The sequence below is a fragment of the Aureivirga sp. CE67 genome (assembly GCF_015767245.1).
GTDB lineage: Bacteria > Bacteroidota > Bacteroidia > Flavobacteriales > Flavobacteriaceae > Aureivirga.
This window is the reverse complement of record NZ_JADOTV010000008.1, coordinates 66,655-79,735: the sequence shown is the minus strand read 5'-3', so window position 1 is coordinate 79,735 and position 13,081 is coordinate 66,655. Positions and strand designations below refer to the sequence as shown.

Annotated in this window: 8 protein-coding genes and 1 other RNA gene; 7 read left to right on the top strand and 2 right to left on the bottom strand. The window is 30.2% G+C overall.

Annotated elements, in window-relative coordinates; genetic code table 11:
- Nucleotides 1-105 precede the first annotated feature (105 nt).
- The 4 genes from I0K12_RS11285 (at nucleotide 106) to sucC (ending at nucleotide 6,692) form a co-directional block, all read left to right on the top strand.
- Nucleotides 106-4,368, top strand: coding sequence for a T9SS type A sorting domain-containing protein (locus tag I0K12_RS11285; RefSeq protein WP_196888110.1), 4,263 nt, complete (start codon nucleotides 106-108; stop codon nucleotides 4,366-4,368).
- Between the two features lie 76 nt (nucleotides 4,369-4,444).
- A complete protein-coding gene (locus tag I0K12_RS11280; RefSeq protein WP_196888108.1) occupies nucleotides 4,445-4,747 on the top strand; it encodes a hypothetical protein in 303 nt (100 codons plus the stop codon).
- A 159-nt stretch (nucleotides 4,748-4,906) separates the two neighbouring features.
- On the top strand, nucleotides 4,907-5,272 hold the full coding sequence (locus tag I0K12_RS11275) for a hypothetical protein (RefSeq protein ID WP_196888106.1): 366 nt from the start codon (nucleotides 4,907-4,909) through the stop codon (nucleotides 5,270-5,272).
- A gap of 226 nt (nucleotides 5,273-5,498) precedes the next feature.
- Nucleotides 5,499-6,692, top strand: a complete 1,194-nt coding sequence (gene sucC, locus I0K12_RS11270) for an ADP-forming succinate--CoA ligase subunit beta (RefSeq protein ID WP_196888105.1) — start codon at nucleotides 5,499-5,501, stop codon at nucleotides 6,690-6,692.
- Nucleotides 6,693-6,765: 73 nt separating this feature from the next.
- On the opposite strand, the gene I0K12_RS11265 is transcribed toward sucC, so the two are convergent.
- Nucleotides 6,766-7,377, bottom strand: coding sequence for a hypothetical protein (locus I0K12_RS11265; protein WP_196888103.1), 612 nt, complete (start codon nucleotides 7,375-7,377; stop codon nucleotides 6,766-6,768).
- 253 nt (nucleotides 7,378-7,630) lie between these two features.
- Here I0K12_RS11265 and I0K12_RS11260 point away from each other — a divergent pair, with 253 nt between their 5' ends.
- The 3 genes from I0K12_RS11260 to I0K12_RS11250 all read left to right on the top strand — a co-directional run bounded on the left by I0K12_RS11260 (nucleotide 7,631) and on the right by I0K12_RS11250 (nucleotide 10,790).
- Entirely contained in the window at nucleotides 7,631-7,924 is a 294-nt protein-coding gene (locus tag I0K12_RS11260) for a hypothetical protein (protein ID WP_196888101.1), read from the top strand.
- 110 nt (nucleotides 7,925-8,034) lie between these two features.
- An RNA gene (gene rnpB, locus I0K12_RS11255) (RNase P RNA component class A) lies at nucleotides 8,035-8,342 on the top strand.
- 183 nt (nucleotides 8,343-8,525) lie between these two features.
- On the top strand, nucleotides 8,526-10,790 hold the full coding sequence (locus tag I0K12_RS11250) for an aconitate hydratase (protein ID WP_196888099.1): 2,265 nt from the start codon (nucleotides 8,526-8,528) through the stop codon (nucleotides 10,788-10,790).
- A gap of 682 nt (nucleotides 10,791-11,472) precedes the next feature.
- On the opposite strand, the gene I0K12_RS11245 is transcribed toward I0K12_RS11250, so the two are convergent.
- Complete coding sequence (locus I0K12_RS11245) at nucleotides 11,473-12,807, bottom strand: HTTM domain-containing protein (protein ID WP_196888097.1); 1,335 nt, start codon at nucleotides 12,805-12,807, stop codon at nucleotides 11,473-11,475.
- Between the last annotated feature and the right edge of the window lie 274 nt (nucleotides 12,808-13,081).

The following is a 13,081-nucleotide window of genomic DNA, read 5'->3' as shown; positions in this document are numbered from 1 at the left end:
TGAAACACTTAACTTAACCGTTAAGTGTTTTTTTGTACATTATTTTTCGGTTAAGCATATTGTTTAATTGTTAAAAAAGTATATTTTCGCCACAAAATTACATTTATGGCGAAAATCCTACTTAAATTACTTTGCTTTTTAATTTTTTTTAATTTTTTAAAAATTAATGCTCAATCACCTCGGAACGCAGTTAGTTTTGATGGTGTTAATGATTATATTCAAACAGAACGAATAAAAGGAGAATATCACACGATAGAGTTTTGGGTGAAATTTGATACACATGTTGATGGAGTTAATAATACATGGGGGAACCCTGTGATAACTTTTGATTCTGATCAAGGGAGACATAAATGGATCTGGGATAATAAATGTTGTTCAGGTTCATGGAGTAATGAAGAAAAATTAACCATTGCAAATGGAAATCATAATGGTGCTAATGGAGGAAATGGTGGTTTAACATATTATAAAGGAGAAACAATTTCTTCAGAATGGCATCATATAGCTATTGTAAGTGATAAAGACCCAAATCTTCCAATTGAAAATGTAAATGCAGACGGGAATTCTTATGTGAGCCCTTATATCTATTCTAAAATGTATATTGATGGAGTTGAGGTAGAACTTTTTAAGAGAAGTGGAGGAGCATCTGTTTATAAAGGAAGGGAAGTTTTTTTTGCTAAAAGAGGTGTGCCAGCAGATGATTATCATGAATTGAAATTTGATGAATTTAGAATTTGGTCAGTACCAAGAACACAAGAACAGATTCGTGAAAATATGACTAAAAAGCTTCAAGGTTCAGAAACAGGTCTTTTAGCATATTATCAATTTGATGAACCTACAGGAACTTCAATAATACCAGATGTAACAGGAAATTATGATGCTACACTTTATAATTCTAATGATGGGACTTTTGGGATAATTTCTTCTGGAGCACCAATTGGAGATGAATCAACATATCTATACACTTCTAATTTTTCAGGACAGTCACTTCAATTAGCATCAGCAACAGGAAATATTAAAATAGATGATTTTTCTGGTTCTTTTTCAGGAGTTCATTTGTATAAAGTTTCAGATATTCCTACTTCCTATGATGGAATGTATTCTTATTATACAGATAATGTAAATTATTATGGAGTATTTTTGGTTGGAAATAATTCTGGAGCTAGCTATGATATTGAATATGATTATTCCATGTATGCAACTGCTTTAAATAATCAATCTTTAATAGATCTTTATATAAAACCAGATAATTCAATAAGCTATTGGGGAATCACTAATTCTTTTACAGATATTGGGATTAATACACTGAAAAAAGACGTTTTATATGGTCGTTCAGAAATTATTTTAGGAGGAAGATTATCATCAACATCCTTTGTGGGAAAAGGACCAGGAGGAGTTGGAAATATTAATGGATCTTCTTCTTTAAGAATGTGGTTAGATGCTTTTAATAGATTAGGAATAAATCAAGAATCTAACCAAGAACAAGAAGCCGAATTTTGGAGAGATAAAAGTGGATTTTTAAGTGATTATATTCAGCCAGATGCTGACTTTAAGCCAAATTATAAATTAAATAACTCCTTTAATGGTTATCCTTATTTAAGGTTTGATGGTGATGATATTTTAAGAACTGTACAAGATGTTTCTTTTAATGAAGGACAGATTTATGTAGTATTAAGAGGAGAAGATAACTCAGGAGATATCTCAAAAATTATCAGTAATGATGTGACTTCTTTAAATTTTTATAAAGAAGGGTTTTTAACTGGAATTAAAAGACCTTCATTCACCTCAAATGGAACCAATTATTATGCAACAAGCTCAACTACAGAATTGAATACTAAAACGATTATTTCTTTCAGTAAAACTACAACTAGTAGTTATCGTTTTAAGTATGCACGAAATGATAATACAGAAGATACTGTATCTTTTAGTTATTTAGCTTCAAATGAATCGATACCTCTTCAAAATATTGGAGAATTATTTAAAGGAAATATTGCAGAAATTTTATTATATGATTCTCCTTTAAATGATACACAAGATATCATTGTTAAAAATTATTTATCAGGAAAATATGCTTATAGTTTAGATTCTGAAGATTTTTATTTGATGGATAATCCATCAAAAGGTAATTTTGATCATCATATTGCAGGTATTGGAAGAGTTTCAAATTCTGACAATCATACATTATCTGTAGGAACAGGTATTTTACAAGTTAGTAACCCATCAAGTTTAGGGAATAATGAATTTTTATTTTGGGGTTCAAATAAGCAAAGTATAAATGATTTAAAGCTTGAATTAGATACAAATGATTATAAAACTAATTTAAATTCAATATGGAGAGTTAGTGAAATAGGAAATGTAGGAACAGTGGATTTGAGTTTCGATTTTTCTACTATAGATTTATCAGATTTTGATAGCTCTTGCCAAGAGATGAAGCTTTTGGTTTCAGAGAATAGTGACTTTTCAGGAGGAACAGTTTATAATTTAACAAAAAATGAATCATCATTTAATGTTTCAAATGTAAGTTTTATTGATGAAGATTATTTCAAAGTTTATTTTGTGAATTTAATAGCTTGGAACGGAAATTCTTTCAAAAATGGTTCTGCTATAAATGGAGCTCCAAATATGTCTGATTCATGTTATAAGTTTATGGTTGATTCTCAAAGCCCCTCAGGAATGACTGCTACACTTACTGAAAATGCAACAATAAAAGAATTAGAAGTCAAAGAAGATAATATTTTAGTGATTGAAGATGGAGTGGTTTTATATATTGAGGAAGGTTTAATTTTAGAAGGTGAAATTAGACTTATAGGAGATGCACAGATTATACAAAAACATGATGGAACTTCTAAAGTTTCAGGAAATGGAGTTTTATATAGACAAAGAAGTTTAGAGCATCCAACAAAGTTTACAGTTCAGTATTTAAGTTCTCCAGTTGTAGATGTGGTTAATAATAATCATGATGTGAAAAATATTTTAAAAACAGGAGGGGATTACTCAATTTTGAATGGTTATGAGGGAATTACGGCAACTTCTACACATCCTGATTATGCTTATACTACAAGTCCGTATAATGCAGATACTTCACCAACTTTAAGTGATTATTGGTTTTGGAAATTTATAAATGGTTCGACTTATAATGATTGGCAATTTATCCGAAATGCTGGAATTAATGTGAATCCAGGGGAAGGATTTTCTATAAAAGGAACTGGAAGAGAAGAATTGTTTGTTTTTGTTGGAAAACCAAATGATGGAACATATTCGACTATAATTTCAGCAGATAACGAAAGTTTACTTGGAAATCCGTATCCTTCTGCAATTGATGCTTATGCTTTTATTCGAGCAAATACAGATATTACTTCTAATCCAGATAATAATTTAAGTAAAAAATCTATTAATGGAACTATCTATTTTTGGGATCATGTGAGTGCAACTTCGCATGAACTTTCAGATTATGAAGGAGGATATGCTACATTGAATTTATTAGGAGGAGTAGTAGCAACTCATATCAATAATAGTTCTGAAAATCTAACAGGTGGAAAAGTACCAAAACGATATATTCCAGTAGGGCAAGGATTTTTCGTTAAGGGATCAGCTACAGGAGGAAATATTGTTTTTAATAACTCACAAAGAATTTTCAAAACAGAATCTAGCAATGAATCAACTCTTTTAAGGAATTCTGAAAACGAAACTTCATTATTAAAGTTAAGTTTTGGACATTTTAAAGAAAATGGAAATATTGGTTTAAGACAAATAGCAGTTGGATTTAAAGAAGGATTAACTTTTGGTGAAGATTTAGGTTATGATAGTGAACTTATTGATGAAAAATCAAATGATTTTTATTGGAAATTTAATCAGAGTGAAAAAAAGTTTGTTATTGCAGGTGTTGAAGAATTTTATTTGGATATAGAACTTCCACTAACTGTAAAAGCTGAGAAAAATGGAGTTTATCAGTTTATTTTGGATGAAAAAAATAATATAGATGCAAAAGTATTTTTAAAAGATGTAGAAACAGGAATGTCTTACGAATTAGAAAACGAACCTTTCGAATATATTATTGATGAAGGAGTATATGAAGATAGATTTTCAATTATTTTTAAACCAAAAGAAAATCTAGATATAGATGATGAGGTGAAGTCTGAAATAAAGATGTATTATGCTGATTCTACGAATGAAATTGTTATTAGATCAAAAGAAAAAATAGATCATTTAAAAATATATAACACAATGGGGCAATTAGTTTTTGAAAAATCAAATACCATGGTTCAAGATGAAATTCGTGTAAAAATTCCAGCAACAATTTCTAGCGGAGTTTATATTTTAAATGTTTTCACAAATAACAAAGTTGAAAATTTAAAGTTTAGAATAAAATAGGACTAAAAAATAGTATTTGAAAGTAACAAATTGCTTTTAAATACTATTTTTGCTTTAAATAATAAAAAAGATAAAAATGAAAATTGTTAAAACAGCTATTTTAGCTTCTGTATTAGTTTTAGCTTCATGTTCTTCAAGTATGAAAGCACTTTCTGAGGACAAAAGAGATGCCAGTTCTGTAAGAAAAGCAGTAATTGTGAATAATGAAGACCAAGAATTTACGTATGCGAATAATATTTGTTCTGGTTGTGAATTTGTAAGTAAATCTATTATCTATAAAGATAGCAAACCTTATGATGTTTTAAAATACAAGAAACCAAATGGCGCAACTGTAAAATACTATTTTGATATTTCTAGATTTTACGGAAAGAACTTCTAAAATATTTTAGATAATTAATTTTTCCTCTTGAGAAGACTTAGCGGGTGTTACAAATTCTAAATGTTTTAGAATTAATGCTTAGAAATGTTTGTTAAAATAATAAGATTTGACTCCTATCTTTTTAATATATTTGAATTTATTTATGAAAAATGAGATAAGATGGAGAAAAAAGAAAAAGAAATTATTGAAGCTAAATCATCTTTTATAGCTTTATTGTTCAATGGTCAACCAATGGCAATATTGAGACCTTGGAGAATAAAAGTAGATACGAAGAGAAAATTACTAACAGTTAAAAGACGAAACTGGCATTTATTTTCTCATGATGAAGAAACACATGCTTTTCGTTCGATTAGAAATGTAAAAATTGACACCCACTTATTCGGTGCAGATTTATCTATACGAGTTTATGCCGGAAAATCAGAAGTTTTTTATTTAAGAAAGAAGAAAGCAAAAATGATCAAGGAAATTCTTCTAGAAAATGATTGGAATTTATCAGATGCAGATATTTTTGTAGACATGAATTAAAAATTCTCAATTTGAGTTTTTGACAATAAATTCAATTCTTTTTTGAAGAAAAAAATATTATAATAATATAATTTATTGAAGTCTAATGAAATGATTAATTAGGTTGCGTTTAAAATTGATTAAGTTCTTTAAACTTTATAAAAAAATAATTTTTTTCTGATTTTTTTCTCATTTCTGATAATTGATTATTACATTTGCTCATACGATTATTAAACAAAAATTAGTAATGAACTTACACGAATATCAAGGAAAGGAAATTCTTAGCAGTTTTGGCGTTAGAGTTCAACGCGGAATAGTTGCCGATAACCATAAAGGAGCTGTAGAAGCAGCAAAACAATTAACAGCAGAAACTGGAACAGAGTGGTATGTTGTTAAAGCTCAAGTTCACGCAGGAGGACGTGGAAAAGGTGGTGGAGTTAAGTTAGCAAAAAACTTACAAGAAGTTGAAACTATCTCTGACGAAATTATTGGAATGCATTTAGTAACTCCTCAAACTTCAGCAGAAGGGAAGTTAGTAAACCAAGTATTAATTGCAGAGGATGTTTATTATCCAGGAGAATCTGATCCAGAAGAATACTACATGGGAGTATTATTAAACCGTGCTACAGGAAGAAACATGATTATGTATTCTACTGAAGGTGGTATGGATATTGAAACTGTTGCAGAAGAGACTCCTCATTTAATTTTTACAGAAGAAATTGACCCATTAGCAGGATTACAAGGTTTTCAAGCAAGAAAAATTGCATTTAACCTAGGACTTTCTGGAGTTGCTTTCAAAGAGATGGTAAAGTTTGTTACAGCATTATATAACGCTTATGTTGGTACTGACTCTTCAATGTTTGAAATTAACCCAGTATTAAAGACTTCAGACAATAAAATTTTAGCTGTTGATGCTAAAGTTTCTTTAGATGATAACGCTTTATACCGTCACAAAGATCTTGCAGAAATGAGAGATTACCGTGAGGAAAACCCAATCGAAGTGGAAGCTAACGCTGCAGGATTAAACTATGTTGCATTAGACGGAAACGTTGGATGTATGGTAAACGGAGCTGGATTAGCAATGGGAACTATGGATTTAATTAAGCAAGCAGGTGGAGATCCAGCTAACTTCTTAGATGTTGGAGGAACTGCAGACGCTAAACGTGTAGAAACAGCTTTCAGAATTATCTTAAAAGATCCTAAAGTAAAAGCTATCTTAGTAAACATCTTCGGAGGAATCGTACGTTGTGATAGAGTTGCTCAAGGAATTGTAGATGCATACAAGAACATGGGAGACGATATCAATGTACCATTAATCGTTCGTTTACAAGGAACAAATGCTAAAGAAGCAAAAGAATTAATCGACGCTAGTGGATTAGCTGTACATTCAGTTGTAGAGTTCCAAGAAGCTGCTGATAAAGTACAAGAAGTATTAAGCTAATTAATATTTTTAAAATACATGAAAAAAGCTATTCATTTTTGAATAGCTTTTTTTGTTTTTATATTATATTGAATTAAAAAGATTTCATTTCGAATTCAATATTTTCTTTCGCCTTTTCTCCATAATTTTCTTGGAAATATTTTGTCTTATAAATACTCTCTTTTTCTAAGAAATTTTTCAATATTTTTTTTCTACCTCTTTTGTATAAAAAATCTGGATATCTGCTATATTCTTTTCGAATGTTAGTAGCGTATTCTTGATATTTTTCATCTGGAGTACCTAAAATAGCCAAATCAAGATCTATTAAATAAGAAGTATCACTACAATTTTCATTTTCATGGTATTTTGTAGCTATTATTTGTTCTCTACATTTTTCTATAATTAATTCGGGAACATTTAACTGTTTAAGATACTCTGAGGCCATTTCTGCACTTTTTTTCTCATTATCATTTCTTGAAACCACATAAACGATATCATGGAAGAAAATCGAAAATAAAAATGCATCAAAATCTTTAATTTCATTTTTAAAAAACATAGCCGAGTTTAACATAGACTCTATATGTTTTAAATTATGATAATGACGTTGTTTTTCAGAATAATTCTCTTCAATTTTTTTCCAAATATTTTGAATTAATTCCTTATCATCAGAATATTTTTCAGCTGTTTTATTCCATAGATTTTCCATCGTTTTTGGTTTTTTAAGGTTAATTGGACAATAAATTTAAGGAAAAGATTAAAATGAAAATAATATATTTTTATTTAATGTTTCGCGGATGTTGTATTTAAAAGTGTAATGTTAATATTTAAGATTATTTATTTTTAATACTTCTTTTGTTTATTAAATGTCTAGTAAAAACTTGTTTTATTTAAAAAAATCTTATTATGGGTTGGACTATATTCTACAAAGAAAAAATATAAATTATTAAAAAAATAAAATTATGATGACAGGAGGAGGACACATGCAGGACATGTTAAATAGAGTAAAACAAAATAGAGGATTAGGTTCTTCAAAAAAAAGAAAATTTAAAGGTAATAATAGAGAGCTTTTAACTTTAAAAGAAGAGCAAATTTATTCTTCTTATAGAGATAAAAAAGTTTCTCCAGAAAAATTAAAAGCTATAAAGCAAAAAATACGAGAAAGAGCAAATAAAGAAAATAGAATTGAATTAAGTTTATATATTATTGTTTTTATTCTTATTTGTATTGGAATATTTTATTTGGTCAAAAATTAATAGAAATAGATTTTAGTTTAAAAGTTGAAAAATAGAACAATAGCAATTTCTTTAGAAATATTAACGAATTCAAGAAAAAATATTAGTTAGAAAAGTGTACATTTGCAAAAAATGTGAGCCGTCTTATCGCTTCTTTATAGAAGAGGAAAGTCTGGACACCATAGAACAAGCATAGCGGATAACATCCGTCCAGCGAAAGTTGAGGACCAGTGCAACAGAAAGAATGTACAGTTCGGCTGTAGTGAAACCAGGTAAACTCTATGCGGTGCAATGTCATGTACATTGAAGTTTGAGGGCTGTTCGTCCGATTTCAAGGGGTAGGCAGATGGAGCTATTGAGTAATTGATAGCCTAGATAAATGATAAGAAATTAGATTTATATCTAATTACAGAATCCAGCTTATAGGCATACGTAATTTTAAAATGTGTTTTTGATAAAAAAACACATTTTTTTTTGTTAATACGTGAAATGCGGTGTGTTTAATAAATGTTTTGATAAAAATAAACTAAGGAAATTAACCTCTCGCTAAGAATCTTTTAAAAATCCTCAATATTTCGTACCTTCGCATCTTATAACTGAAAAACTAAAACAATTTTTTATTATGGCATTTGATATTGAAATGATAAAGGGTGTCTATGCTAGGATGGCCGAGAGAGTAGATGCTGCTCGTGAGGTTGTAGGTAGACCATTAACTCTTGCTGAGAAGACATTATATAATCACCTTTGGGATGGAAAAGCTTCAACAGCTTTTAAAAGAGGAGCAGACTATGTAGATTTTGCGCCAGATAGAATTGCTTGTCAAGATGCGACTGCGCAGATGGCATTATTACAGTTTATGCAAGCTGGAAAAGAAAAAGTTGCAGTTCCAACTACTGTTCACTGTGATCACTTGATCCAAGCAAAAGTAGGAGCTAAAACAGATTTAGAGAATGCTAAGCACACAAGCCACGAGGTTTTTGACTTTTTATCTTCTGTATCAAATAAATATGGAATTGGATTCTGGAAGCCAGGAGCTGGAATTATTCACCAAGTAGTATTAGAGAACTATGCATTCCCAGGAGGAATGATGATCGGAACGGATTCTCACACAGTAAATGCTGGAGGATTAGGAATGGTTGCTATTGGTGTTGGAGGAGCTGATGCTGTAGATGTAATGGCAGGTATGCCTTGGGAGCTTAAATTCCCTAAGTTAATTGGAGTTAAATTAACAGGAAAATTAAACGGATGGACTGCACCTAAAGATATTATCTTAAAAGTAGCAGGAATCTTGACTGTAAAAGGAGGAACTGGAGCAATCATCGAGTATTTCGGAGAAGGAGCTAAGTCTTTATCTTGTACAGGAAAAGGAACAATCTGTAATATGGGAGCTGAAGTAGGAGCTACAACTTCAACTTTCGGATATGATGAGTCTATGGAGCGTTATTTACGTGCTACTGGACGTGATGGTGTTGCGGATGCTGCAAACGAAATCGCTTCTTACTTAACAGGAGATGATGAAGTGTATGCTGAACCAGAAAAATACTTTGATGAAGTAATCGAGATCAACTTAGATACTTTAGAGCCACACATCAATGGACCTTTTACTCCGGATAGAGCTACACCAGTTTCTGAAATGAAAAATGTTGCTATTGATAACGAATGGCCATTAGCTGTAGAGTGGGGATTAATCGGATCTTGTACAAACTCTTCTTATGAGGATATTTCAAGAGCTGCTTCTATTGCAAAGCAAGCTGTTGAGAAAAACTTAAAGACAAAAGCTGAGTTTGGAATCAACCCAGGTTCTGAGCAAGTAAGATATACTATTGAAAGAGATGGATTCATCAAGACTTTCGAAGATTTAAATGCTAAAATCTTTACAAATGCTTGCGGACCATGTATTGGACAATGGGCTAGAGAAGGAGCAGATAAGCAAGAGAAAAACTCTATTATCCACTCATTCAACAGAAACTTCTCTAAGAGAGCTGATGGAAACCCAAATACACACGCATTCGTAGCGTCTCCAGAAATGGTAGCTGCAATTGCTATCTCTGGTCGTTTAGATTTCAATCCAATGACGGACACTATCTTAAACGAAAATGGAGAAGAAGTAAAATTAGACGAGCCAACAGGATGGGAATTACCTCCAAAAGGATTTGATGTTGAAGACCCAGGATACCAAGCACCAGAAGCAGATGGTTCTAGTGTGGAAGTAAGTGTTTCTCCAACTTCTGAGCGTTTACAATTATTAACTCCATTCAAACCTTGGGACGGTGAGAATATTACAGGAGCTAAATTATTAATTAAAGCGCAAGGTAAGTGTACTACTGACCACATTTCTATGGCTGGACCATGGTTACGTTTTAGAGGTCACTTAGATAATATTTCTAACAACTGTTTAATCGGAGCTGTAAATGCTTTCGGTGGAGCTACAAACAAAGTTAAGAATCAGTTAACTGGAGAATTAGGGGAAGTTCCTGCTACAGCTAGAGCATATAAAGCTGCTGGAGTACCTTCAGTTGTAATTGGAGATCAAAACTATGGTGAGGGTTCTTCAAGAGAGCACGCTGCAATGGAGCCTCGTCACTTAGGTGTTGCTGCTGTAATCGTAAAATCTTTCGCAAGAATTCACGAAACTAACTTAAAGAAACAAGGTATGTTAGGTCTTACATTTGCTAACGAAGCAGATTATGATTTAATTAAAGAAGATGATACTTTCAACTTTGTTGATTTAGTTGATTTTGCTCCAAACAAGCAATTAACTTTAGAAGTTGAGCATGCTGATGGATCAAAAGATACAATCATGTTAAACCACACTTACAACGCTCAACAAATTGAGTGGTTTAAAGCTGGTTCTGCATTAAACTTAATTAAAGCTCAAAATAACTAATATTTAGAGTTTTTAATCATAAAATAAAAAGCCAGAAGTTTTTACACTTCTGGCTTTTTTGTTTAGATAAATATATAATTTAAAATGCTTGTAAAGAAAAGTTTAAAAAGGGGGCATTATAAAAATAAGAATTTATCTAATTCTAATATAAAAGATAATTATAATTACATTCAATTATTGTTATAGTACACATCAAGAAGAAATTATTCTTCATAAGAATTTATACTTCTATTTAAAATTAAAGAGATTTGAAAGTGTATTGGATATGGATATTTTTTTATTTTTATTTCTCAAACTAGTGGATTTGAAATCAAATAATTGTAATTTCTTATACGCTTGAGCATACTTCTCCTTTTGTACAAATAAGTGATACTTATATACATTAGAACTATCATAGGTTTTAACTAAAGTTAAAATCCCACTAGCTTCAATTTCATTTTGAAGACAAATTAGTTTTTCTTTGCTTTTAAATGTTTTTAATAAGATCATCTTTATTTTATTTTTTGATGTGTTATTAATAATCTTAAAAAAAAACAACCAAGTATAACAACTTGTTTAATAAATCTAAAGGGGTTGATTATTTCGCACACTAAACTAGATAAATATTTTATTTTATCAAAACATTTTCCTAAAAAAGTGTTAAATATTTTAAAAAGTGTAAAATTTTGTATAAAATACTGAATTATCTTTTTTCTTTTTTTTCCCAACCTTTAAAAGGCATCAGCCAATCTTCATGGCCAAAATAATTCCATTTAACTTTTGTCAAATCAATTTCAGGATTAACCAATCTTTGGAAAGGTCTACCGTTTAAGCTCACTTTTCCGTCAGCATAAATAGATATATTTTCACCTTTATGCTCTTTTTTTAATCGTTGTACAAATTGCCATATAACATCTGGTTTTGTTGCAATCATTCTGCGTTGTTTTTTAGATAGGTAATCATCAAGATTTACTTTAGTTTCTTCTCCAGTATCGTTATTTTTTATTTTAAACTTTATGTAACCAGATTTTGATCTAAGCATCATTCTCCAACTCATTCTATGTCCCTCTTCTGTCCAGAAAACAGAATCTTGAATTGCTAAATTTCTCACAGGAAGTAATACTTGAACAACTAAATAAGTAACAAATATAGATTTTATCATTCCGCCATTTGATGGAACAGAAACAGTGTCTTCAGTATATAATTCTTTTTTCTTTAAGAAGATGTTGCGAACAGTTTTTGCATCAAAGAAAAATAACGAAAATGCTAACGATAAATATGGGAAAATTCCTACATGAAACACAAATGAATTGAATAAATGGAAAATAAAAGAAGCTCCAAAAGCATAAATTCTTGTTCTTCTCCAAAGTAAAAGCGGGATAATTAATAAGTCATAGAAAATCCCAGAATAAGCAATAAATAAATGAAAAGAATGATCTTTTAATAAATCAGCCATAAATGGTAGCTGTCTAGCTTTTCCTGATAATAGTAAACCTGTAAATGTTCCGTCTAACCAATCTGGATATAATTTTTGTAAAGCTCCATAGGTGTAAACAATCCACATTTGAAGAATTAAAATCCATTTTGCCCAATTAGGAATTGAAATAGATTTTTTGACTCTTCCGTGTTTTGCATCCAACGAAGCATAATTATTTGCTGGTAAAAAACACATAATTGCACTTAAAAGAACTAATAGGAAATAGTGATTGTTATAAGATGCTTTTTGCATAAAATATACTCCAGACCACATTACAGTGAAAGCTATTATTCCTAAACGATATCTATAACCCAACATTACAAAAAGTCCGAAAACTCCCATAACACAGTAGTAAACATACATCCAGTAACCATCTAGAGGCTGTAAGAAATCTAAACCAATGAAGTTGAAAGTGAATTTAGGCTCTATCATCGTTCTTTGAATCCAACCTGTAAAACAGGAACCAACAGATTCTAAGAAAATCAATAGACCGAAAATAATTCTGAAAACAACAAGTGCACTGTTGTCTATATTTTTAAATAAAAAATTATTCAATTTCATTTTAATTTATTTGGTTTAAATCTTATTAATTATCGAATCGTAAAAATAGTTAAACTTTTCATTTTATCAGAAAACAATTATCATGCAAATGCAAAAAAATAAGAATGTTAAAATTATTTATTTTGAAAAGTTTTTTAATTCTTTATTGCCAGAGTTTTAAGGTTGTTGTTTACTTTTTTCAAGGATTTCTATAACTTTTTAATAATGTTAAAATAAAAATCGCTTCAATTCTTGGCATCCTTTTTTCTATACTTTGCAAAGAAATAAAATAATT